22 protein-coding genes are annotated in these 22,605 nt (G+C 70.7%); 15 read left to right on the plus strand and 7 right to left on the minus strand.

Translation table 11 applies throughout. The annotated features are described in order from the left end of the window. Window positions 1-71: 71 nt before the first annotated feature. The 6 genes from ddaH to ACN27F_RS16545 form a co-directional block, all read right to left on the minus strand. Window positions 72-911 (minus strand): dimethylargininase, encoded by an 840-nt coding sequence (gene ddaH, locus ACN27F_RS16520; RefSeq protein ID WP_421434408.1) that lies wholly within the window; start codon window positions 909-911, stop codon window positions 72-74. After that, window positions 908-2,473 (minus strand): argininosuccinate lyase, encoded by a 1,566-nt coding sequence (gene argH / locus ACN27F_RS16525; RefSeq protein ID WP_421434409.1) that lies wholly within the window; start codon window positions 2,471-2,473, stop codon window positions 908-910. Before argH ends, ddaH begins: the two co-directional genes overlap by 4 nt. Then, window positions 2,470-3,372 carry an arginase family protein gene (locus ACN27F_RS16530; protein ID WP_421434410.1) on the minus strand — a complete coding sequence of 301 codons (903 nt, stop codon included), beginning with the start codon at window positions 3,370-3,372 and terminating at the stop codon, window positions 2,470-2,472. Before ACN27F_RS16530 ends, argH begins: the two co-directional genes overlap by 4 nt. Window positions 3,373-3,414: 42 nt before the next feature. Next, complete coding sequence (locus tag ACN27F_RS16535; RefSeq protein ID WP_421440256.1) at window positions 3,415-4,188, minus strand: amino acid ABC transporter ATP-binding protein; 774 nt, start codon at window positions 4,186-4,188, stop codon at window positions 3,415-3,417. Window positions 4,189-4,277: 89 nt separating this feature from the next. Beyond that, entirely contained in the window at window positions 4,278-5,201 is a 924-nt protein-coding gene (locus ACN27F_RS16540; protein ID WP_421434411.1) for an amino acid ABC transporter permease, read from the minus strand. Window positions 5,202-5,292: 91 nt separating this feature from the next. After that, on the minus strand, window positions 5,293-6,855 hold the full coding sequence (locus ACN27F_RS16545; RefSeq protein WP_421434412.1) for a PucR family transcriptional regulator: 1,563 nt from the start codon (window positions 6,853-6,855) through the stop codon (window positions 5,293-5,295). A 209-nt stretch (window positions 6,856-7,064) separates the two neighbouring features. Here ACN27F_RS16545 and ACN27F_RS16550 point away from each other — a divergent pair, with 209 nt between their 5' ends. The 9 genes from ACN27F_RS16550 (at window position 7,065) to ACN27F_RS16590 (ending at window position 16,365) form a co-directional block, all read left to right on the plus strand. Next, a complete protein-coding gene (locus ACN27F_RS16550; protein ID WP_421434414.1) occupies window positions 7,065-7,964 on the plus strand; it encodes an ABC transporter substrate-binding protein in 900 nt (299 codons plus the stop codon). Window positions 7,965-7,966: 2 nt separating this feature from the next. Next, on the plus strand, window positions 7,967-9,202 hold the full coding sequence (locus tag ACN27F_RS16555; protein WP_421440258.1) for an amidohydrolase family protein: 1,236 nt from the start codon (window positions 7,967-7,969) through the stop codon (window positions 9,200-9,202). Beyond that, complete coding sequence (locus ACN27F_RS16560) at window positions 9,202-10,236, plus strand: zinc-binding dehydrogenase (protein WP_421434415.1); 1,035 nt, start codon at window positions 9,202-9,204, stop codon at window positions 10,234-10,236. The genes ACN27F_RS16555 and ACN27F_RS16560 overlap by 1 nt, the downstream gene beginning before the upstream one ends. After that, complete coding sequence (locus ACN27F_RS16565; RefSeq protein ID WP_421434416.1) at window positions 10,236-11,258, plus strand: LLM class flavin-dependent oxidoreductase; 1,023 nt, start codon at window positions 10,236-10,238, stop codon at window positions 11,256-11,258. Before ACN27F_RS16560 ends, ACN27F_RS16565 begins: the two co-directional genes overlap by 1 nt. 239 nt (window positions 11,259-11,497) lie before the next feature. After that, window positions 11,498-12,529, plus strand: a complete 1,032-nt coding sequence (locus tag ACN27F_RS16570) for an ABC transporter substrate-binding protein (RefSeq protein WP_421434417.1) — start codon at window positions 11,498-11,500, stop codon at window positions 12,527-12,529. 9 nt (window positions 12,530-12,538) lie between these two features. Continuing rightward, window positions 12,539-13,582, plus strand: coding sequence for a FecCD family ABC transporter permease (locus tag ACN27F_RS16575; protein WP_421434418.1), 1,044 nt, complete (start codon window positions 12,539-12,541; stop codon window positions 13,580-13,582). Beyond that, window positions 13,579-14,664: a FecCD family ABC transporter permease gene (locus ACN27F_RS16580; protein WP_421434419.1), complete on the plus strand. Its 1,086-nt coding sequence runs from the start codon at window positions 13,579-13,581 to the stop codon at window positions 14,662-14,664. The genes ACN27F_RS16575 and ACN27F_RS16580 overlap by 4 nt, the downstream gene beginning before the upstream one ends. Beyond that, window positions 14,657-15,484: an ABC transporter ATP-binding protein gene (locus tag ACN27F_RS16585; protein WP_421434420.1), complete on the plus strand. Its 828-nt coding sequence runs from the start codon at window positions 14,657-14,659 to the stop codon at window positions 15,482-15,484. The genes ACN27F_RS16580 and ACN27F_RS16585 overlap by 8 nt, the downstream gene beginning before the upstream one ends. 17 nt (window positions 15,485-15,501) lie before the next feature. Continuing rightward, entirely contained in the window at window positions 15,502-16,365 is an 864-nt protein-coding gene (locus tag ACN27F_RS16590; RefSeq protein WP_421434421.1) for a class I SAM-dependent methyltransferase, read from the plus strand. Between the two features lie 60 nt (window positions 16,366-16,425). On the opposite strand, the gene ACN27F_RS16595 is transcribed toward ACN27F_RS16590, so the two are convergent. Then, window positions 16,426-17,037, minus strand: coding sequence for a cupin domain-containing protein (locus tag ACN27F_RS16595; protein WP_421434422.1), 612 nt, complete (start codon window positions 17,035-17,037; stop codon window positions 16,426-16,428). Window positions 17,038-17,415: 378 nt separating this feature from the next. Here ACN27F_RS16595 and ACN27F_RS16600 point away from each other — a divergent pair, with 378 nt between their 5' ends. The 6 genes from ACN27F_RS16600 (at window position 17,416) to ACN27F_RS16625 (ending at window position 22,585) form a co-directional block, all read left to right on the plus strand. Next, entirely contained in the window at window positions 17,416-18,222 is an 807-nt protein-coding gene (locus ACN27F_RS16600; RefSeq protein WP_421434423.1) for an SAM-dependent methyltransferase, read from the plus strand. A gap of 159 nt (window positions 18,223-18,381) precedes the next feature. After that, window positions 18,382-18,867: an RrF2 family transcriptional regulator gene (locus ACN27F_RS16605; protein WP_421440259.1), complete on the plus strand. Its 486-nt coding sequence runs from the start codon at window positions 18,382-18,384 to the stop codon at window positions 18,865-18,867. Then, window positions 18,864-19,883, plus strand: a complete 1,020-nt coding sequence (locus tag ACN27F_RS16610) for a sulfate ABC transporter substrate-binding protein (protein ID WP_421434424.1) — start codon at window positions 18,864-18,866, stop codon at window positions 19,881-19,883. Before ACN27F_RS16605 ends, ACN27F_RS16610 begins: the two co-directional genes overlap by 4 nt. Continuing rightward, the gene (gene cysT / locus ACN27F_RS16615) at window positions 19,880-20,728 is read left to right on the plus strand and encodes a sulfate ABC transporter permease subunit CysT (RefSeq protein WP_421434425.1); all 849 of its coding nucleotides are present in this window, start codon (window positions 19,880-19,882) and stop codon (window positions 20,726-20,728) included. Before ACN27F_RS16610 ends, cysT begins: the two co-directional genes overlap by 4 nt. A 25-nt stretch (window positions 20,729-20,753) precedes the next feature. Further along, window positions 20,754-21,575, plus strand: a complete 822-nt coding sequence (locus ACN27F_RS16620; RefSeq protein WP_421440261.1) for a sulfate ABC transporter permease — start codon at window positions 20,754-20,756, stop codon at window positions 21,573-21,575. Beyond that, on the plus strand, window positions 21,572-22,585 hold the full coding sequence (locus tag ACN27F_RS16625; RefSeq protein WP_421434426.1) for a sulfate/molybdate ABC transporter ATP-binding protein: 1,014 nt from the start codon (window positions 21,572-21,574) through the stop codon (window positions 22,583-22,585). The genes ACN27F_RS16620 and ACN27F_RS16625 overlap by 4 nt, the downstream gene beginning before the upstream one ends. The last annotated feature ends 20 nt before the right edge of the window (window positions 22,586-22,605 follow it).

Here is a 22,605-nt window from a genome sequence, read left to right on the forward strand (position 1 = left end):
CCGCCCTCGACCACATCTTCGCCGCCGAGGCATCGCCGTGGTCAAGACCCGCCCCGTCGGTGGATCGAGGCTCAGCGGCGGATTTCCAAAGTGCAGCACTTGGCGCCGCCACCGGCGCGAGCCAGTTCGCAGAGGTCCACCGGGATCGGGCGGTAACCGTTGGCCGCAAGCTGAGCGATCAGCTCGGTGGCCGCCGCCGCGACCACCACGTTGGCCCCGTCGGAGACGGAGTTCAGGCCGAGCGCGAGGGCGTCGGCCCGGGTGGCGATCAGCGCCTCGGGAAACAGCCGCGCCAGCACTGCCCGGCTGCCGGGAGAGAAGGCCGGCGGATAGTAGGCGAGGTTCTCCTCGTCGAGGACGAACAGCGCGGTATCGAGATGGTAGAAGCGCGGATCGGTAAGGTGCAGCGAAACCACCGGCCGGCCGAGGAACTCCTGTGCCTCGCCGTGCGCCTCGGGCTCGGTGCGGAAACCGGTGCCGGCCAGCACGAAGTCCCGGAGGACCGCGAAGTCCCCTTCGCCCTCGTTGACGTACTCGGCGTCCCGGTTTCCGGTCAGGCCGGCGGCGGCGAACCACGACCGGTACGCCACCGCCTCCGGTGCGCGTTCCGGATGGCGAAACCGGGCACCATAGACCAGCGAGTCGACGACAAGCGCGCAGTTCGCGGCGAAGACCATGTCGACCAGGCCGGGAACCGGCTCGGCCAGGTGCACCACATGCCCCAGCCCACGGTACGCGTCGCGTAGCTCGGCCCACTGCCGGGTGGCCCGGCCCCGGTCCACCGGCATGGCCGGATCCATCCACGGGTTGATCGCGTAGACCACGTCGAAGTGGTCTGGCGGGCACATCAGATACTCGCGGCGGGTGGCGGTGCGGACCGGCGCGGTACGGGTGGTCGCGGTGTCGATCATCGCGGCCCGGCCCCGGTCGGCCCAGCCCCGGTCGGCCCGGCCGCGTCCGGCCCGCTCTCGGCAGGTACGGCTCCGATGATCGTGTCCAGTGCGGTCTCCAGGTCGTCCTCGGCGCCGGCTACCCGGTGCCGCAGCTCCGAGATCAGGCGACGGTCGGCGGCCAGCCGTTCGGCGAACCCGGCGCTCTCCCGGCGTACCGCCTCGGCAGCCGGACCACCGTGCAGCGTGCGGCGTCGCACGAAGGCCCGCGGGTCCATGGCGTCGGCGAACTGCTCGCCGGTCAGGCCGCTGGGCCGGCCGAGCAGACCGGCGGCGGCCTCGTCGAGCAGGGCCAGCGGCGCGGCCGGCGGGGTCAGGCCACGCTCTACCCCGAGCCGTACGAAGACGCCGACGACCTGGTGGGCGTGCCGCCAGTCCAGCCCGGTGTGCCGGACCAGGGCCGAGGCGACGTCGGTGACCTGCGCCCAGTGCGCCCCGGCCTGCGCCGCCATCCGGTCCCGGTCCACCCGCAGGTCGGTGAGGATCTGCCCGGCGTCGGCCAGCTTGGCGGTGATCGCCGCGCACATCGACCAGATCGCCTGCTGGGAGTAGCGGCGTTCGAGGATCGGGAACCCGGTCGGGCCGCGCTCGGCGGTGACCACGCCGACCAGCGCGGCGAGCGCCTGGGTGGCCACCGACTTGACGTCCTCCAGGGCATCGGGATTCTTCTTCTGCGGCATGATGCTGCTGGTCCCGCAGAACCGGTCCGGCAGTTCGACGTACCCGAACTCCGATGTCGACCACAGGTAGAGGTCGTCGGCGAGCCGGGCCAGGGTGGCACCGATGGTGGCCAGCAGCGCCGCCGCCTCCATCTCCAGGTCGTGGCTGAGGATCGCGTCCATGGTGTGCGGCAGCGGGTCGTCGAAGCCGAGCAGGCCGGCCACCCGGTGCCGGTCCAGCGGCAGGTCACTGCCGGTAAAGATGGCGGCGCCGGCCGGTGACCGGTTGAGCCGGCGGTGGAATCCGAGCAGCCGCTCGGTGTCCCGGGCGAAGGCCTGCTCGAACATGGTCGCCCAGTGCCCGAACGTCGTCGGCTGGGCGTGCTGGCCGTGGGTGTAGCCCGGCATGACGGTCTCCGCGTGCACGTCGGCCAGGCCCAGCAGTACGGCCCGCAGCTCGGCCAGGGCGGGCAGCATGGCGTGCAGGTGCCACCGGATCGTCATCCGCCGGGCCACCTCGATCAGGTCGCCGGAGCTGCGACCGAGGTGCAGCCGGCCGCCGAGGTCGGGGCCGAGGGTGGCGATCAGGTACTGCTCGCCGGAGTGCATGCCGCCGCCCGCCTCGATCCGGGCCTGCGCGACGCCGTGCTCCTCCATGCCGCGCAGCGCGCCGAGGATGGCCCGTCCGGCGGCCGGGTCGAGCAGACCCTGTTCGGTGAGCATCACCGCGTGCGCCTTGTCGAAGGCGTGGATCGCCGGCAGCGAGTCGCCGAGCAGTTCGGTGCGGTGGCTGCGCAGGTGCGGCAACTGCTCCTCGGTAAGGCGTACCCCGGCGGCCCGGAACCCCTGGTGGTCGCCGGTCATCGTCGGGCCCCGCCCGAGCCGAAGACGGCGAAGTGGAACAGCAGGTACGCGGCGAGAGTCGCGGTGGTGGCGGTGGCGTCGTCGGTCAGCGGGTTCACCTCGGTCACCGCGAGGGCGTCGCAGTGCGGGGCGAGCAGCCGGACCGCTTCGAGGGCCTCGCCGGAGGTGAGGCCCCCCGGTTCGTGGGCGCCGGCCCCGGGCGCGAAGGCGGGGTCGATCGCGTCGATGTCGAAGGAGAGAAAGAGATGGTCGGCGCCGGAAACCCGGTCCAGGATCTGCTCGACGGCGCCGGCCGGGCCGAGGGCCTGGAACTCGCGGGCGGTGAGGTGGGTCAGGCCGGTCTTGCGCTTGAACTCGGCGGAGGAGGGGAAGTTGAAGTGCCGGACCGCCACCTGGATGCAGTCGTCCGGGTCGACCCGGTCGAGTTCCAGGCTGCGCCGCATCCCGCTGGACTGGCTGACCCGCCCCTGGAACCGGTTGTGGTCGAGCAGGTCCAGGTGCGCGTCGAAGTGGATCACACCGATCCGACCGGTCAGCACCTCGTGCACGCCCCGGGCGCAGGGGAAGAGCAGCGAGTCGTCGCCGCCCATGACGATCGGGACGCGCCCGTCGCGCAGCGATCCGGCGACCGCGGTGGAGCAGGCGTCGATGGTGGCGTCGATGTCGTGCCCGACCACGTCGATGTCTCCGCGGTCGCGCAGCAGGTCGGTGCCGACCTCGTGGATCGACCCGGTCTCCAGCGAGTAGATCGCGCCGTCCTCGATGCGCTGGGTCACCCAGCGCAGGGCGTCGCGGATCCGGCCCGGCGCATATCGTGAGCCGGGCCAGCCCAGGGTGGACCCCCCGTCGAAGGGTGCCCCCCACAGGTCGAACGTCCGGGGTGGCTGACGATGTGGCATGCCTGGTTCCTCGCTGTGATCCGATGGTGGTGAGAGCCGGCCTCAGCCGAGGACCCGGGAGAGGAACTCCCGGGTCCGGGCATGTTCCGGGGCGTCCAGGACGTCGCGGGGCGGGCCGGACTCGACCACGATCCCCTCGTCCATGAAGGCGAGGGTGTCGCCGACCTCCCGGGCGAACCCCACCTCGTGCGTGACGACGACCATGGTCATGCCGTCGTCGGCGAGGGTCCGCATCACGTCGAGGACCTCGCCGACCAGCTCCGGGTCCAGCGCCGAGGTCGGTTCGTCGAAGAGCATCAGGTACGGGCGCATGGCCAGCGCCCGGGCGATGGCGACCCGCTGCTGCTGACCACCGCTGAGCTCGGCCGGGTAGGCGTCGTACTTGTCGGTCAGGCCGACCCTGTCGAGTAGCCCCCGGGCGGCCGTGACCGCGTCGGCCCGGTTCTGCCGTAGCGCCCGCAGCGGCCCCTCCAGCACGTTGCCCAGGGCGGTCATGTGCGGGAAGAGGTTGAACCGCTGGAAGACCATGCCGATGCCGCGGCGCTGACGGGCCATCTCCCTCTCCCGCAGCTCGTGCAGCCGGCCGTCGCGCAGCCGGTAGCCGACCAGCTCGTCGCGGACCCACAGCTCACCGCCGTCGATCCGTTCGAGCTGGTTGATGCAGCGCAGGAAGGTGCTCTTGCCGGAGCCGGACGGGCCCATCACGCAGAGCACCTCGCCCGGGTCGACCCGCAGGGAGATTCCGCGCAGCACGTGGATGTCCCCGAAAGACTTGTGTACGTCGATGGCACGGACAACCGGCGTACCGGCCGGCACTCCGTCACCCGGCTGGTTCGGCGCAGCGGGCCGGTCTGGCGTGACCGGCTGGTTCGGCGCAGCGGGCCGGTTCGGCCTGGTCGGCTGGTTCACTGCGCCGGTGCTCCCTTCAGACGGCGGCCGATGCCACGGGCCGGCCGGCGCGACGAGTGCCGGAAGCCCCGGCCGAAGCGACGTTCGACGAAGTGCTGGACGACGCTGAGCACGGAGACCACCGCCAGGTACCAGATCGCCGCGACGATCAGCAGCTCGATCACCCGGTTGTTGGCGTAGTAGATGAACTCGGCGCTCTCCAGCAGCTCGCCGTAGGTGATCACCGCGGCCAGGGAGGACATCTTCAGCGTGCTGATGAACTCGTTGCCCAGCGGCGGCAGGATCACCCGCATCGCCTGCGGCAGGACGATCCGGCGGCGGATCTGGCCGGAGGTGAGGCTGAGCGCCTGGGCGGCCTCGATCTGGCCGCGGTCGACCGAGAGGATGCCGGCCCGGACCAGCTCGGCGGTGTAGGCGCCCATGTTGATGCCGAGGCCGAGCAGGGTCGCCATGAACGGCGTCATCACGTCGATCATGCGGGCCTGGAACGGGCCGAACCCGACCGTGGGGAAGACCAGGGCCAGGTTGTACCAGATCAGCAACTGCAACAGCACCGGTACGCCCCGGAAGAGCCACACGTAGCCGAAGGCGACGGTACGCGCCACCGGGTTGGCCGACATCCGCATCACCGCGGCGACGACCCCGAGGACGACCGCCAGCACCATCGAACAGAGTGTGATCACGACGGTGTTGACCAGCCCGTGCAGGATCGCCGGAGCGGTCAGGTAGCGGCCGACGACCGGCCACTCGATGTCGCCCTGGGCGAACGCCCGGCCGAGCAGGAAGAGCAGGACGATCAGGACCACCGCGGAGATCCACCGGCCGTGGTGCCGCAGCGGGACACGGGGCAGATCGGCGATCCGCCCGGGCCCCGGCGGGCCGGCCACGACCGCGGGTGCCCCGCGTGCGGTGCTGGTCATCGGCTCTCCCCTCGTTTGCCTGTGCCGAGTCTGGTTGGCGCCACCGGCGCACCGGTACCCGACAGGACGTCGAGTTCCCGGGCGGGCCGCGCTACTTCCTGTCCCGGTCCTCGCTACCGTCGTCGACCTCCGCGGTGCTGTCGGCGAGCAGCGCCAGCCAGAGCTCCATCCGGCCGTACGACGAATTGAGGTCCCGGCCGGTGATCTGCGCGATCCGCTCGATCCGGGCCCGCAGGGTGTGCCGGTGGATGCCCAGTTCGGCGGCGGTCTCGTTCCAGTGGCCGTTGTGGGCGAGGAACGCCCGGAGGCTGGCCAGCAGCGCGCCGTTGCGGTTGCCGTCCTGGTCGCGCAGCGGGCCGAGGACCCGGCCGACGAACCCGGCGAGGGCCTGCGGCGACTGCGCCCGGAACAGCAGGTGCAGGGCTTCCAGGTCGTCGAAGTGGGTGACCGCGCGCCGCTCCGCCTCCCCCACCTCGGCGGCCCGGGTGGCGGTCCGGGCGGACTGCTCGATCCCTTCGGTGGCGACGACGTCGCCGAGCCCGAGCACCGCTGCCGGGCGTACCGACGCGAGCCGGGCCAACTGCTCGGCGGCCCGGGGCGAGCCGTCGGTGAGTACGGTGGCCCGATCCCGCCGGCCCATCTCCTGACCGACCACCGCACCCGGCAGGTTGGCCTCGGACATCAGCTCGTTGACCCGGTCGGCCAGCACCCCGCCCTGACCGGCGGCGCAGAGATAGACGGCGATCCGTACCGCTGCCGGGTCGAGATCCCAGGCGGTGACGTGCTGCCGGGCCACCGGATCGGAGACCGCACCGCGCAGGATCTGGGCGAGGGTGTCCGCGCGCAGCCGGCGGACCTGCCGGATGGTGGCCTGCGAGCGTTCCATCTCCAGCGAGAGCAGAGCCACCGCGCCGGCCAGCACCATCCGGCTGTAGTCGCTGGCCCGGCCGGGCACCCCGGCGAGCAGGAAGCCGCGCATCCGGCCCCGGGCGCCCAGGGTGTGGATCACGACGGACTCGTGCGGGCCGACCACCGAACTGCTGGAGCGCATGCCCCGTTCCCGGGTGCGGACCAGGTCGGGCAGGAGGGCCGGGAGCCGGTCGGCGGCCTGCGGGGGTGCGGCCCGCACGACGGTCCCGGCCACGTCGGTGAGCACCGCCCAGCCGTCCAGGGCCCGGGCGATCGCGGTGACGATGCCGCCCCGTCCGGACTCGGCCGCCGCCGCGGTCAGCGCCTGCTGCGCGTCGAAGGCGCGGGCGATGGTGTCGTACCGCTCGGCGGCGAGCAGGTGCGACACGCCCTCCGAGATCGCCATGTACGGGGTGTCGACCGGTACCTCCAGCACCGGTAGTCCGCACTCGCCCGCCGCCCGCAGCAGCGGCTCGGGTACGTCGGGGTGGTCCAGGCCGATGCCGAAGCCGAGGCCGGCCAGGCCCGCCGCGGCGAGTCTGTGCACGTACGGCCCGAAGTGTTCGGCTGCATCGATCTTGAGTCCGGTGGTCAGCAGCAGTTCCCCGCCCCGCAACCACGGGGTGGGGTCGACGGTCTCGCTGACGTGCACCCAGCGCACCTCGTTGCCCAGTCCCGGTTCCCCGGCGAGGACCCGTAGATTGAGGTCCGGCAGGGCAAGGACCTGCGAAATCGTCACGCTCACCGGGCCATCACATCCTCTTCGGCAAACGGGGAACGTTACGCGAATGTTTCTTCGCCGTGAAGTACAGTCCGCGCGGCGGTGACTGGACACGAGGTCCACTTCCGGGCCGGAACAGGTGCTTGAAAACTGGGGCCAGATTCGCCGCGGATACCGGCGACCGCAGGCGGTACGGGCGGTCACGCTCACCCGCCGAAACCGGAGGAGACGCTGTGCAGAAAAAAACCATGTGGCTGAGCGCGGCGGTAGCCGTCGCACTGCTGGCCGGCTGCGGCGGTGCCGACGAGGAATCGACCGAAGCCCCAGCCTCCGATAACCCGCTGAACGCCATGTTGCCCGAGTCGATCCGTGATTCCGGCACCCTCAACGTCGGCAACAGCCCGGTCTATCCCCCCATGTCGTACCTGCCGGAGGGGACCGAGGACCGCGAACAGCGCCAGGGATTCGATGTCGACCTGGCCCGCGCGATCGGCGAGAAACTCGGCGTCGAGGTGACATTCGTGACCGAGGAGTACGAGCAGTACATCCCGTCCTTGGCGACCGGCCGGATCGATCTGATCGTCTCGGCCATGCAGGACCTGGAATCACGGCGGGAAACGGTCGACTTCGTCGACTACTACACCACCGGCCCGCAGTTGTTTGCTCTGGCGGACAAGGCAGGACAGTTCGCCACCGAGGCCGACGTCTGCGGCAACAAGGTCGCCGTGGACAGCGGTGACACCGGCTACCGTACGGCGCTCACCGAGTTCAGCGAGCAGGTCTGCGTGCCGGCCGGCCGGCCGGCGGTCGAGGAGCTGACCACCAACGGTACGGCGGACGCCCTGCTCCAGCTCGAACAGGGCCGTGCCGACGTCAGCATCCGGGGCGCCGAGTCGATCCGGTACGTCACCAACGAGCAGGAACCGGGCAAGTACGCCCTGATCGGCAGCCCGATCACCGAGATCCCGGTCGGGATCGGCGTCGCCAAGGACCAGAACGACCTGCGCGACGCGGTCGCCGCCGCGCTCAAGGAGCTGATGGCGGACGGCACCTACGCCGAGATCGGCGAGCGGTGGGGACTGGCCGACATCCTCCGGCCGGAGGTGACCGTCAACGACGAGCCCGTGGGTTGACCGTGGCACTCACCCTGCTGCGGGGCGGGACCATCCTGGCTCCCGCCCCGCTGGGCACCGGCGATCTGGTCATCGCCGGCCGGGACATCCTGGCGGTAGGGCCGGTCTCCGGCCCTACCGGCGGTTCGGCCAGCGGTTCGGCCAGCGGCCTGGACCCGGTGCCGTCGGACGTCGTGGACTGCGCCGACTTGCTGGTGGTGCCCGGGGTCGTCGACGGACACCTGCACATCCTGGGCGGGGGCGGCGGCGCCGGCTACCACTCCCGCATCCCGCAGCTGCCGGCCGACCCGGTCGTCGAGGCCGGCACCACCACCTGCGTGGGCATGCCCGGCGTCGACCCGGTCACCAAGAGCCCGGAAGCGATGCTCGCCCAGGCCTACGCGCTGACCGCGACCGGCCCGCGGACCTGGGCGATGGCCGGCGGGTTCCACTGGCCGCCGCCGACGGTCACCGGATCGGTCCAGCGCGATCTGCACCTGCTGCCGCACCTGGTCGGGATCAAGATCGCCCTGTACGAGCACCGGGCCACCTGCCCCGACCAGACCGAACTGGTCCGGCTGCTGCGCGAACTCGAATGGGCGGCCGGCGCCACCGGCAAGGCCTGCCTGCTGCACGTACACCTGGGTACCGCGTCAGGCGACCCGGACCTGCTGCCGCGGGCGCTGGAGCGCTCCGGTGCCGACCCGGCCCGCCTGCAGGTGACCCACGCCAACCACACCGGCGGCACCCTCGATCTCGCCGCCGGGTTGGGCCGCCTGGGCTGCTGGGTCGACGTCAACCCGCTGATCAACCCGGACCGGATTCCCGGCGCGGTGGCCCCGGTCGACGCGGTCCGGGCACTGCTCGCCGCCGGGGTGTCGGCCGGCCGGATCACGTTGAGCAGTGACGGCAACGCGTCGGTGCCGCGGGTCCGGCCCGATGGCAGCGCCGAACCGTTCGCGTACCGGGTCGAGCTGCTTCCCACGGTGGGCGCGTTGACCGCCGCCGGGGTGCTGGAGCTGCCCGCGGCCCTCGCCCTGGTCACCACCAACCCGGCCGCCGCGCTGCGGCTGGTGGTCGGCACGCTGCGCACCGGCGCGCCCGCCGACGTCGCCGTGCTCGACGCCGACCTGCGGGTACGCCACGTGTTTCGGGACGGTGTGCCGCTGGTCCGGCACGGCCGGACCGTCTCGCCCGACCCGTTCCGCCCGCTCACCAGCCGGCGGCCCGGCCCGGTCGATTCTCCCGGGACGGCCTGATGCGCCACATACTTTTCGTCGACACCCCGCCCGGGCCACCGACCCCGGTCTGGACCTCGGCCCCGCTGCCGGTCCCGGCCGCCGGCGAGGTGCTCGTCGAGGTCCAGGCCGCCGGGCTCAACCGGGCCGACCTGCTGCAACGGGACGCCGACTACCGGCCGCCGGCCGGCGAGTCCGCGGTGCCGGGCCTGGAGTGCGCCGGCCGGATCGCCGCCGTCGGCCCCGACGTCACCGATGTCGCCGGTTGGCGGGTCGGCGACCCGGTCTGCGCCCTGCTCGGCAGCGGCGGGTACGCCAGCCACGTGCTGGTCCGGGAGGGCATGCTGTTGCCCGTACCGCAGGGGTGGACGCCGGCGGAGGCCGCCGCGCTGCCGGAGGCGCTCGCCACCTGCTGGTGGAACCTGCGCCTCAGCGCCGGGCTGCGGGCCGGAGACCGGGTTCTGGTGCATGCGGCGAACTCCGGGGTGGGGACCGCGGCGGTCCGGCTGGCCCGGTCGCTCGGTGCCCCGGTGGGTGCCACCGTGCGTACGCCTGAGCTGGCCGAACGGGTACGCGAACTCGGCGCCGACCCGGTCGTCGTCTCCACCGCCCCGGGCTCGGCCGAGTTACTCCGGCGGCGGGCACCCGACGGCTTCGACATCGTGCTCGACCTCGTCGGCGCATCGGTCGCCGAGCTGACCCTGGCCGCGCTGCGCACCGGCGGGCGTTGGCTCAGCGTCGGGCTGCTCGGCGGCGCCGAGATCCCGCTCAACCTGCGCGACGTCATCCGCCGCCGGCTCGTCCTGCGCGGCGGTTCGATCCGCAGCCTCCCGTACCAGGAAAAGCTCGACCTCCTGGCCGACCTGCGCCGCCACCGTCCCTGGGCACCGCCCGCCGACCTGCGGCCGGTCATCGCCGCCCGGTATCCCGCCGCCGGAGTCGCCGAGGCGCTCGACCGGCTGGAACGCGGTGGCCTGTTCGGCAAGATCGTCCTCGACCTCGCCGACCTCGCCGACCTCGCCGACCCCCCGTCCGACCGTCCCGAGGAGCACTGATGACACCTCCGCCGCCGACCGTGCCCGAGCCCGTCGGGCTGGCCCTGGGCTACGACCCGACCGTGACCGTGCGGGAGATGGCCGACTCCGCCGCCGCAGCCGAGCGGGCCGGCCTGGACGCCGCCTTCTTCTCCGAGACGCTGTTCACCAACCGGGATTCCGCCTCCGCGCTCACCGCGTTCGGACTGGCCACCGAGCGGATCACGCTGGGCACCACCCAGGTCGTACGGCTGCGCAGCCCGCTGGTCATGGCGCAGACCGCCGCCACGATCGACGAGCTGACCGGCGGCCGGCTGGTCCTGGTCGCCGGCGCGTACACCACCAAGCACGCGGCCCGCAACGGCCGGCCGCTCACCGACCCGATCGCCACCCTGCGGGAGTACGTGGAGTCGATCCGGGCCCTGCTCACCGGCGAGGAGGTCACCTACCGGGGCCAGGTCGTCGAGCTGGACCGGGCGGCGCTGAGCTTCCGGCCGCTCCGGGGCCGGGTCCCGATCTGGATCGCGGCGGCCAGCCGGAAGGGTCTGATCAACGCGGCGTCGATCGGCGACGGGGTGCTGCTGGACGCCGGCACCTCGCCCGAATACTCGGCCAACGCGGTCAACCTGCTGCGGCGCGCCTGCGAGCAGGCCGGCCGCGACCCGGCGGAGCTCGCCGTCGCCCAGTTGATCAACACCTCGATCGAGGACGACCCGCATGCCGCCGTCGAGGCGATCCGGTGGGAGGTCGCGACCAAGTTCAGGTACCCCGCCACCGCGCGGGCCAAGCTCTCGGTCGGCGAGCCCATCATCGACCGGGCCGACCTGCCGCGTTTCGCCGCCGCTTACGCCACCGGCGGGGAGCAGGCGCTGCGCGCCGCCCTGCCGGAGCGGTACGTCACCTCGCTCACGGCGACCGGCACGGCCGACGACGTCCGGGACCGGATCCGTGCCTACCGGGCGGCCGGTGTCACCATGCCCCTGGTCCGGCCCGCCGCACCCCACCAACTCGACCGCCTCCTCGCCACCGTCGGCGGCCGGTGACCGACGCCGGAGAGGGTGGGAGCAGCCCTGACAACGCCGGGACGTGTACGGCACGGCGGTCATGGACCTGCTCACGCCACGTTTTGCCAGATGCGCAAATTTGGTAACGATTTTCGTTCGCGATGAGTCATGCTCACCGGCGCGCCACGGCTGGGTTCCGCGGGACCGCACGTGTCCCACACCCTGACCGACCCCGTGGGCTTCGTCCCTGACAAGACGCGTCCGGAAAGGCCACTTGCATGACCATCTCCGCTCGACCCAGGCGTGGCATCGCGCTGTCGGGTGCCCTGTTGAGCGCGACGCTCCTCCTTGCCGGGTGTTCGGGTAGCTCCGGCCCTGGTGAGACGCAGGACACGAAGGGCAAAGGGCCCGGTGCGGGCACCTACCCGGTGACCATCGACACCGCGTACGGGGAGATCACCCTGAAGGAGAGGCCCGAGCGGATCGTTGCTCTCGGTCGCCAGTCCAACTACGTGGACATGCTCGCCGCGATCGGGGTGGAGCCTGTGGCGTTCGCCGTCGACGGCGCGCCGGACGAGGCGGCGTTGCTGGCCTCCTATCCGTGGTTCGAGGGGCTGACCACCGCGGAATTCGATCCGAAGATGATCACTGCCGAGCAGAAGGCATGGCCCGAGGCGATCGCCGAGCATGACCCGGACCTGATCCTCGGGGACATCTGGGGCATCGATGAGCAGCTGTACGGCCAACTCTCGCAGATCGCACCGGCCTATGTCGGCGTCGACAAGGACGCAGTGACCGGCTGGAAGGACCATCTGACAGCGCTGGGGGCGCTGACCGGGCATCCGGACGAGGCGTCGCAGGTCGTCAGCGACATCGAGGGCCAGCTCTCGACGGCCCGTGATCGGTTGTCGGGTCTGCAGGGGAAGACGTACAACTTCGGCGTCGTGCTGGAGGGGATGTTCCGGTTCGGTGGCGCCACGTTCCCGGACGACCTGGGTCTGGTGCCGGCGGAGAATCAGGGAACACCCACCGGTACGACACACGAGTCCCTGTCGTTGGAGAATCTTGATCAGCTCCAGGCCGATGTTCTGCTGATCGGGGTGTTCGCGGACCCCGATGCCCGGTCCGGTCTGGAAGCCGACCCGCGCTTCGCGGAGTTGCCGGCGTCGAAGAACGGCACCGTGGTGTTCATCGACCGGCAGCTGGCCAACGCCTCCGGTTCCACCCCAGGCCCGGCGAGCCTGGCGTGGCTGCTGGAGCGGGTGGTCCCGCAGTTGGCGGCATCCCGGCTCAACGGAAGTGGCCGGTAGCCCGCCGTAATGGCGACGGTGCGGCGGCCCCGCGAGGAGGCCGCGACGGCGGCGTCGCCGAACGGGCGTCGACTCGCGGGCCTGGTGGTCACGTTGGCCGTCCTGGCGCTCCTGCTGCTGGTGAGCGTGGCCGTGGGTCCCAGGAACATCCCGCTGTTCGAGGTGGTCGGCTCCCTGGGTGAGCCGACGGGCGGAGGTGACGCCTATGTGATCTGGACCATGCGGATTCCGCGGACCGTCGTCGGCTTCGCTGTCGGGACCGCCCTCGGCGTCGCCGGGGCGCTGATCCAGGCGCTGACCCGCAATCCGCTGGCCGACCCCGGCATCCTGGGGGTCAACGCGGGCGCGTCGCTGTTCGTCGCGATCGGTGTGTCGGTCTTCGGGGTGAGCTCCATCGGCGGGTACCTCTGGTTCGCGCTGGCTGGGGCGCTGGCGGCGACCGTCGCGGTGTACGTGATCGGATCAGCGGGGCGAGGTGGGGCGGATCCGGTGCATCTGACCCTGTCCGGCGTCGCGCTGGGCGCGGTGTTGTCCGGGATCGTCACCGCGATGGTGCTGATGAATCCGCAGGCCTTTGACCAGATGCGCAACTGGAACGCTGGAAGCGTCGTAGGCCGCGGCTGGGATGTCCTGGTCCCGGTGTTGCCGGTCCTGGTCGGCGGAGTGCTGCTGGCGACAGTGGCGGCGGCCGCGTTGAACGCGATCGCGTTGGGTGACGATCTGGCGAGGTCGTTGGGCGCCAACGTGGGCTGGACCCGAGGCATCGTGATCGTCGCCGTGACCCTGCTGGCCGGTGGAGCGACCGCGGTGGCCGGCCCGATCGGGTTCGTCGGGCTGATGGTGCCGCATGTCGCCCGCTGGATCGTCGGACCCGACCAACGGTGGATTCTGGCCTACTCGGTCGCGCTCGGGCCATCGCTCGTGCTGGGAGCGGACATTCTCGGTCGAGTCGTGATCCGGCCGGGCGAGTTCCCGGTCGGCATCGTCACCGCGTTCGTGGGCGCCCCGGTGCTGATCATCCTCGTGCGTCGCAGGAAGGTCAGCGGGCTGTGACGACCACCGATCCGGCCGGCCCTGCGCCGTTGTCGCAACGCGTACGGTTCGGGTATCGCACGCTGTTGCTGCGCCGTGGCACATTCGCGATGCGGTGGCGTCTCCGCACCGGGTTGGTCTGCCTCCTTGTCGTAGCGGCGACGGCCGTGGTCACGGTCTGGGCACTGACCTGCGGCGACTACACCCTCACCATCGCCCAATTGCGGGCCGCCCTGACCGGCGATCCGGATGCCGAGTTCGCTCGCACGGTCGTCATCGAGTGGCGACTGCCCCGGGCGCTTGCCGCGGTCGTCTTCGGTGCCGCGCTGGGGGCATCCGGGGCGGTGTTCCAATCGCTGACGCGAAACCCGCTGGCCAGCCCGGACATCATCGGCTTCGCCCACGGTTCCTACACCGGGGCGCTGGTCGTGATCGTCCTGATCGGCGGCTCGTACCTCCAGGTCGCCGCCGGTGCCCTGGTCGGAGGCATCGCCACTGCCGCCCTGGTGTATCTGCTGGCCCGGCGCGACGGCGTCCAAAACTTCCGGCTCATCGTCGTGGGCATTGCCCTGTCCGCCGTGTCGGCCTCGTTCAACACCTGGCTCATGCTCACCGCCGATCTCGACGTGGCGATGAGCGCCGCGGCCTGGGTCACCGGATCGCTCAGCGGTACCGGCTGGGAGCAGACGGCCATCGGCAGCGGCGTCGTCCTTCTGCTCGGGTGCGGCCTCGCCGTCCTCGCTCCGGGGCTACGTCAGCTCGAGCTCGGCGATGACGCCGCCCGGGCCAGCGGCGTCCGGACCGAACCCGTCCGCGCAGCCGTGGTCGTGATCGGAGTCGCGCTGACCGCGACCGTGACCGCGGCAGCCGGACCCATCGCCTTCATCGCCCTGTCGGCCCCGCAGATCGCCCGCCGGCTGACCCGCGGCCAAGGGGTGGCGCCCGGTCCGGCCGCCTGCGTCGGCGGCTTCCTGCTCGCGGCCGCGGACCACGTCGCACAGAACCTGATGCCGACGGCGCTGCCGGTCGGGGTCGTGACCGCCGTCGGGGGCGGCAGCTACCTGGTCTGGCTGATCGCTCGGGAGGTACGCCGGCGTGGCTGACCCCGACCCGCGCGAGAACGCCCGCGCCCGCCTGCGGGTGGAGGCGGCGACGATCGGATACGACGGACTGGTCATCTCTCGGGATCTGACGGTCGCCGTTCCGGACGCCTCGTTCACCGTGATCGTCGGGCCGAACGCGTGTGGCAAGTCGACACTGCTGCGCGGACTCTCCCGACTGCTGAAGCCCACCGCCGGCCGGGTCATCCTGGATGGGGCCGACATCTCGTCGTACCGCGCGAGAGAGGTCGCGCGGCGGCTCGGGCTGCTGCCGCAGACCTCGATCGCACCGGACGGAATCACCGTGGTCGATCTCGTGACGCGGGGCCGCTATCCTCACCAACGCCTGATCCGCCAGTGGACCGGGGCCGACGAGCGAGCCGTGCTGGACGCGATGGCCGCCACCGGAGTCACCAGCCTGTCCCACCGGCTCGTCGACGAGCTCTCCGGCGGACAGCGCCAGCGCGTGTGGGTCGCGATGGCCCTCGCGCAGCAGACCGACATCCTGCTGCTGGACGAACCGACCACCTTCCTCGACATCACCCACCAGATCGAGCTGCTGGAACTCCTCACCGACCTGCACCTGGCCGGGCGCACCCTGGTCGCGGTGCTGCACGACCTCAACCACGCCGCCCGCTACGGCACCCATCTGATCGCGATGAAAGACGGCCAGATCGTGGCGGAGGGTCCACCCGAGCGGATCGTCACCGCTGAGCTCGTTCAGGACGTGTTCGGGCTGCGCTGCCTCGTCGTCCCCGACCCGGTGGCCGGCACCCCACAGGTCGTGCCCCTCGGCCGTCAACGCGAACGCGACACTCACTGATCCTTGGGAGGACCTCGATGACCAAGAACCCGACCGTCGAAGACTACGCGGCGCTACTCGCCGTCGACGCCCACGAGGAGGCGGATCGGCAGGAGTTCTGGGATGCCAGAGCCGACGACTACGACCAGGGGCAGCGTCACGACGACGGCGTGCTGGCCGACGCTGTGGTCGCCCACCTGGCGGAGCGGGGCATCCTCACCAACGCCGACGTCCTCGACGTGGGCGCCGGTGCGGGCAGATACGCGCTCCGGATCGCACGGCACGCCGCCCGAGTGCAGCTCACCGACATCTCCGGCCGGATGCTGGCACACGCCCGAGCCAACGCCGACACCGCCACCGGACCGGCCGCACTTGACTACACCCGCCTCGACTGGAGCACGGCCGACCTGGACGCACTCGGCTGGCGGGCAGCCTTCGACGTCGTGTTCGCCTCGATGGTCCCGGTCGTCCGAAGCCGCGAGGGCATCGACCGGATGACCGCGGCGTCCCGGTCCTGGTGCGTCGTCAACCGAACGATCCGCATGCGCGATACCATCGCCCAGCACATCGAACGCGAACTCGGCGTCGGCGACCGGTACGACGCGCGCAACGACACCGCCTACCCCCTCGCCCTGATCAACTATTTGTGGCTGCGAGGACACCTGCCGACGGTCGCCTACGTCGAGCACCACACGACCACGCGCTACACCCTCGACGAGGCGACCGCCCGGTACGCCGGCCCGTTCGAGGCCGTTCCACGAGGGCGGACACGGCAGCGAGAGGGCGAACTCCGCCGCATCATCAGCCGGGCCGCCGTCGCCGTCGCTGGCGACGGCGACGGCGACGGCGCGATCATCGCCGAGAACGAGCAGGTGACGGCCGTCATCACCTGGCGGGTGTGAGGATGTTGCGAACGTCGAAGCGCGCTTTGCTTCCCCGCGCGAGGTCGGACGGACACGGAGTCACTCTGGGCTGTGGCGGGTGGGTCGCGCACGCATGTGGGCACGCTGCCCCTGCGGCCCGAGAAGGGTCAGGAGTTCCGTGGTCGTAGAACCGGCGTTGACGAAGGTGTGCGGGATACGGGTGTCGAACTCAGCGGCCTCGCCGGGGGTGAGGACGAGGTCGTGTTCGCCCAGCAGTAGGCGTAGCCGGCCGTCGAGGACGTACAGCCAGTCATAACCTTCGTGACTGCGCTGCTCGGGCTCTCCGGAAGGCACGCCCGGCGGCAGGAGCAACTTGAACGCCTGTATGCCACCCGCGTGACGAGAAAGCGGAATCCAAATCATGCCGCTGCGGGTCCTGGGAGTGGGATGAATCCGGGGGTCGCCGGTGACGGGGGCGCCCACCAGCTCGTTGAGAGTCACTCGATAGAACGCCGCCAGGTGCAGCATGATGTCCAGGCTCGGCCGTCTCACGCCGCTCTCGACGCGGGAGAGCGTGCTCAACGTGATCCCGGTCTGAGCCGCCACCTGGGCCAGCGTCAACGCCCTGGCCCGCCGCAGGGCGCGAATGCGCTCACCGGTCCCGTTCAGCACGGCAGGGATGTCGACGGTCTCGTATCGCTGCTGGCTCACGATCCCAGTTTGCCAGAAATGCAAATATCGTCTTCGCGCACCGCTCAACGCCGATCATCTGATGCACCCGACTGAGCGGGCGTGGAGCCGAACCCGGTGTTCCGATCTCAGCACCAAGGGCTGCGACCGGAATCGACGAGGCTCGACACCCTGCGGTCCCACGACCAGCACGTACAGCCGAGGCAGCCGGACGGTATCGAGCCGGAGCGGCCCTGGGCCAGTCGGCGGTGCCAGACCAGCGGGGTCGCCGGGATCACGATCCGGTGGACGCGAACCGGACGGGGCAGACACCGAGCCAGCGCGGACAGGACCGCCCAGCGCCGTCGAACCGCTGCCCCCACCAGCGTCACCGCCTGTTCGATGCGGGAGAATGTCTCCATGACCGAGGACCGGGAGTTCCCCTCAGACTCCAAGCTGGACACCGCTGTGCCGCACTCGGCGCGGATCTGGAACTACTGGCTCGGCGGCAAGGACAACTTCGCGGTCGACCGGGCCGTCGGCGATGAGGTGATCGCACACATCCCGGATATTCCCATCGGAGCCAAGTCCGAGCGCGCGTTTCTCAAGCGCGTGGTCAGGTTCCTCGTCGAGGATGCCGGCATCCGTCAGTTCCTCGACGTCGGCACCGGGCTGCCCTCGGCGGACAACACCCACGAGGTCGCGCAGTCCCTCGACCCGCGCTGCCGGGTGGTCTACATCGACAACGACCCGCTCGTCATGGCGCATGCGCGTGCGCTGCTGACCAGCACGCGAGAAGGCAGATGCGACTACGTCGAAGCCGATCTGCGGCAACCGGACACGATCCTCGCGTCCGCACGGCGGACGCTCGACTTCGCGCAGCCGATCGGGCTCATGCTCCTCGGCGTCGTCAACCACCTCATGGACGACGACGTGGCGTACCGCTGCGTCGCGCAATTGGTACAGGCGATGCCCACCGGTAGCTACCTGGTGCTCACCCACTCCACGGCGGAGATCCACGGCGAGCCGATGCTGCGCGTGATGCGGGAGACCACCGAACGCGGCGGCACGCCGATCCGTGCCAGGACGAAGATCGAGCTCGAACGCTTCTTCGACGGACTGGATCTGCTGGAGCCCGGCGTCGTCACGTGCTCGCGCTGGCGCCCCGACCCGGAGTCCGGCGAGCCGGAGGTCTACCTGTTCGGCGGCGTCGGCCACATCAGCTGAGCGGACGATATCACCCATCCGTCGTTCCGGGGTTGATCTTGTAGCTTCGCCCGTGTCGCGCCAACCAGCATGCTCACGTCCGGTCGGGTCTTGACGGGATCGCCCTAGTCGACTAATCCTATATAACAAGTAGGAGACATCGGAGAGCGGGGTGGAGTCCTGTACGTCTCGGCGCGAACCGACTACGCGATGCGGGCGATGCTCGTGCTGGCGTCGTGGCACCCGGAGCTGGCGAAGAGTGCCGTGCTGGCGGCGAGCCAGGACATCCCGCATCCGTTCCTGCGGGACATCCTGCTCGACCTGCGTCGGGCCGACCTTGTAGACAGTCTCCGCGGTGCCGACGGCGGCTACCGCCTGACTCGCTCGCCAGAAGAGATCACGGTTGGCGATGTGCTGCGGGCCACCGCTGGGGCGATCACCACGGTTCGAGGACTTCCCGCCGCCGCAACGTCCTACCGAGGCGTCGCCGGCGGGCTCAGCGAGGTGTGGCGGTCGGTCCATCAGGCCGTCGAGGAGATCGTCGACCGCGCCAGCCTCGCCGACCTGCTGGGCAGCGGCCTGCCGCCGAACGGCGGGGTGTCTCAGGTGTCACCTGCGCCGTCACACCGCGCGTACGCGCGGCGAAGGAGGATGGAAAACCCATGAGGAACAGATATCGATTCACCGCCGTGGTCGCGCTCGTCACCGCCCTGGCGCTGTCGGCGTGCGGAGATGGGCAGGCGGCGGGCGATAGCACGACGTTGAACATCGTCGGGTTCGCGGTGCCCGAGGCAGCGAACAAGGCGATCGCGGCCGAGTGGAACAAGACGGACGCGGGTAGGGGCGTCGGGTTCAAGACTTCGTACGGCGCCTCAGGCGACCAGAGCCGAGCCGTGGTGGCCGGCCTGGCGGCCGACTACGTCCACTTCTCGGTGGCCAGCGACGTGGCCCGGCTGGTCGACGCCGGGCTGGTCGAGGAGAGTTGGGACGACGGACCGACCAGGGGCATCGTGTCCTCATCGGTGGTCGTGCTGGCGGTCCGCAAGGGAAACCCGAAAAACATCCAGGGCTGGGATGACCTGATCGAACCGGGCGTCGGGATCGTCACGCCGAACCCCGCCTCGTCGGGCGCCGCCCGCTGGAACGCCCTGGCTGCGTGGGGGCACATCGCCGCCAACGGCGGGACCGACACGCAGAGCGAGGAGTTTCTCACAAAGCTCTTCGCGAACGTGGTGGCGCTGCCCAACAGCGGTCGCGACGCCACCACCGCGTTCCTCGGCGGCACCGGGGACGTCCTGCTCGCCTACGAGAACGAGACGATCCTCGCTCGCCAGAACGGCGAGGAACTCGACTGGGTACTGCCGGCAACCACCATCCGAATCGAGAACCCGGGCGCGGTGCTCAAGGACGCGGACCCGAAGGCAACGGAGTGGCTGGACTTCGTCCTGGGCGCTCAGGGCCAGCGCCAGTTCGCGCTCAAAGGGTTCCGGCCCATCATCGACGGTGTCGACACCAGCGGCGTCGAGGGCGCGCTCGATCCCAACGACCCCTTCCCGACCCCGCAGAACCTGCTCACCGTCGACGAGGACTTCGGGAGCTGGTCAGCCCTGTCGGAGAAATTCTTCGACGAGACGGACGGCGTCGTCACCAAGATCATCGCCGAATCGGGGAAGGCACGGTGACGTCGACCGGGCTCGCTCCGGGCGAACCGGCGGTGGATCGTCGGCCTGCCCGGGGTGGCCTGCCGTTGACCCCGCTCTCCGGCCTGGGTCTGGGCGTGGCGATGCTCTGGTTCAGCCTGCTGGTGCTCATCCCGCTGGCCGCCGTGGCCGTGACCGCGTCCGAGGGCGGCTGGGGCGGGCTCTGGCAGACGGTGGCCAACGAGCAGACCGCCGCGGCGATCCGCCTGACCGTCGGCACCGCCGCGTTCGTCACACTGGTCAACGTCGTCATGGGCACGCTGATCGCCTGGGTACTGGTGCGGGACCGGTTCGCCGGCAAACGGGTGCTGGAGGTCCTCATCGACGTCCCGTTCGCGCTGCCGACGATCGTCGCTGGCCTGGTGCTCCTCTCGTTGTACGGGCCGGGCGGGCCGCTGGGAGTCGACGTCGCGAACACCCGGGCCGCGGTGTTTCTCGCTTTCCTTTTCGTCACGCTGCCGTTCGTCGTGCGTACCGTGCAGCCGGTGCTGGCTGAACTCGACCCGGAGGCCGAGGCGGCGGCGGCGTCGTTGGGTGCCAGTCGCCTCACCACGTTCCGGCGGATCATCCTGCCGAGCCTCACCCCGGCCATCGCGGCCGGCGCCGCGCTGTCGTTCGCCCGTGGGGTCAGTGAGTACGGCTCGCTGGTCCTGCTCTCCGGCAACCTTCCGATGCGGACCGAGGTGGCGTCGGTGCGCATTCTCAGCAGCATCGAGAACGACAACCCCGACAGCGCGGCGGCCGTCGCGGTCGTGCTGCTGGCCATCTCGTTCGCCGTCATCGTCGTGCTCGACCTCGTCCAGCGCAGGATGGTGCGCCGTGGCTGAACGTCCCCTCGCGTCACACTCCCTCGTGTCCCGGACGCGAACCGGCGGCCGCGAGCCGGGCCGCTGGCTGCTGCGACTCGTGGCCACGACCTACCTGTTCCTCCTCGTGGCGTGGCCGCTGTACCTTGTCGGCCGCAACGCCTTCAACGACGGGTTCGTGGATCTCAACGCGATCCTCGCCGATCCCGACGTCGTGCACGCGCTGCGCCTCACCGTCGTTATCGCGGTCGTCTCCGTTGTGATCAACACGGTGTTCGGAGTAGGCATCTCCATTCTGCTCGTCCGCTACGACTTCCCTGGCAAGCGGCTGCTCAACGCCCTGCTCGACGTACCGCTGTCGGTCTCGCCCATTGTCGTCGGTCTTGCTCTGGTGCTGGTCTACGGCGGCCGGGACGGCTGGTTCGGGCCGACGCTCGAGGCGATCGGGCTGCAGGTCATCTTCGCGGTGCCCGGCATGGTGCTGGCCACCGTCTTTGTGGCGCTGCCCCTGGTCATCCGGGAGGTCGTGCCGGTGCTCGAAGAACTCGGGGACGACCAGGAACAGGCGGCCCGAAGCCTGGGCGCCAACGCGCTGCAGACGTTCCGCCGAATCACCCTGCCATCGATCAAGTGGGGCGTGACCTACGGGGTGGTGTTGAGCCTCGCCAGGTCGCTCGGTGAATTCGGAGCGGTCAAGGTCGTCTCCGGCAACGTGCTCGGCCAAACCCGCACCGCCACGCTCGTCGTCGAGGAGAAATACCTGAACTTCGACAAGGGCGGTGCTTACGCCACCGCCTTCCTCCTCGCGCTCGTCGCCGTGGCCAGCATCATCGTCGTGTCCGCTCTCAGGCCAAAGGAAGACCGTTGAGTATCGAGATCGCCAACATCGGCAAGCGTTTCGGTGCGTTTGTCGCCCTCGACGACGTGTCGGTGAGCATCCCGGCGGGTCAGCTCACTGCGCTGCTCGGTCCCTCCGGCGGCGGGAAATCCACCCTCCTGCGCATCATCGCCGGGCTGGAGCGCGCCGACACCGGACGGATCGAGATCGACGGTGCCGACGCGACCGGCCTGCCGCCGCAGAAGCGCAATGTTGGCTTCGTGTTCCAGCACTACGCGGCGTTCAAGCACCTGTCGGTGCGTCGCAACGTGGCCTTCGGGCTGGAGATCCGCAAGCGTCCGAAGACCGAGATCCGTCGTCGCGTCGACGATCTACTCGCTCTCGTTCACCTGGAGCAGTTCGCCGACCGGCTACCTTCGCAGCTCTCCGGCGGCCAGCGTCAACGCATGGCCCTGGCCCGCGCGCTCGCGGTCGAGCCGACCGTGCTGTTGCTCGACGAGCCCTTCGGTGCGCTCGACGCCAAGGTCCGCAAGGAACTCCGTGACTGGCTGCGCCGCCTGCACGACGAAGTTCATGTCACCACCATCTTCGTCACCCATGACCAGGAAGAGGCGCTTGAGGTCGCCGACGAGATCGTGGTCGTCAACGACGGACGGGTGGAGCAGATCGGCCCGCCCGACGAGCTGTACGACCGCCCGGCCAACGACTTCGTCATGCGCTTTCTCGGCCCTGTCACCCAGCTCGGCGACCGCCTCGTCCGGCCGCACGACCTGCAGATCCACCGTGGCGACGGGGAGCCGCCGGCAGTGCCCGGACGAGTCAGCCGGATCACCCGCGTCGCCTTCGAGATCCGCATCGATGTCACCACCACCGCTGGTCAGCCCGTCACCGTAACTCTCACCCGCAACGAGTTTCTCGCCCTGGGCCTGCACGACGGCGCACCGGTCCACCTGACGGTCGCACCGGACAGCCCAACGAGCGCCGCCACACCCCCTGGTCCCCGATCACCGGCGCCGCCGAGCCTTGCCGCCTCACACTGACCCATCCTGCCCGGCGGACG

This window comes from Solwaraspora sp. WMMB335 (genome assembly GCF_049179075.1).
GTDB lineage: Bacteria > Actinomycetota > Actinomycetes > Mycobacteriales > Micromonosporaceae > Micromonospora_E.

Bases quoted from the DNA above. Each gene is read 5' to 3' on its own strand.
- ACN27F_RS16560 (WP_421434415.1), top strand. From the start codon at position 9,202: ATGCGCCACATACTTTTCGTCGACACCCCGCCCGGGCCACCGACCCCG.
- ddaH (WP_421434408.1), bottom strand. From the start codon at position 911: ATGATCGACACCGCGACCACCCGTACCGCGCCGGTCCGCACCGCCACC.
- ACN27F_RS16540 (WP_421434411.1), bottom strand. From the start codon at position 5,201: ATGACCAGCACCGCACGCGGGGCACCCGCGGTCGTGGCCGGCCCGCCG.
- ACN27F_RS16575 (WP_421434418.1), top strand. From the start codon at position 12,539: ATGGCGACGGTGCGGCGGCCCCGCGAGGAGGCCGCGACGGCGGCGTCG.
- ACN27F_RS16565 (WP_421434416.1), top strand. From the start codon at position 10,236: ATGACACCTCCGCCGCCGACCGTGCCCGAGCCCGTCGGGCTGGCCCTG.
- ACN27F_RS16570 (WP_421434417.1), top strand. From the start codon at position 11,498: ATGACCATCTCCGCTCGACCCAGGCGTGGCATCGCGCTGTCGGGTGCC.
- ACN27F_RS16600 (WP_421434423.1), top strand. From the start codon at position 17,416: ATGACCGAGGACCGGGAGTTCCCCTCAGACTCCAAGCTGGACACCGCT.
- ACN27F_RS16590 (WP_421434421.1), top strand. From the start codon at position 15,502: ATGACCAAGAACCCGACCGTCGAAGACTACGCGGCGCTACTCGCCGTC.
- argH (WP_421434409.1), bottom strand. From the start codon at position 2,473: ATGACCGGCGACCACCAGGGGTTCCGGGCCGCCGGGGTACGCCTTACC.
- ACN27F_RS16530 (WP_421434410.1), bottom strand. From the start codon at position 3,372: ATGCCACATCGTCAGCCACCCCGGACGTTCGACCTGTGGGGGGCACCC.
- ACN27F_RS16610 (WP_421434424.1), top strand. From the start codon at position 18,864: ATGAGGAACAGATATCGATTCACCGCCGTGGTCGCGCTCGTCACCGCC.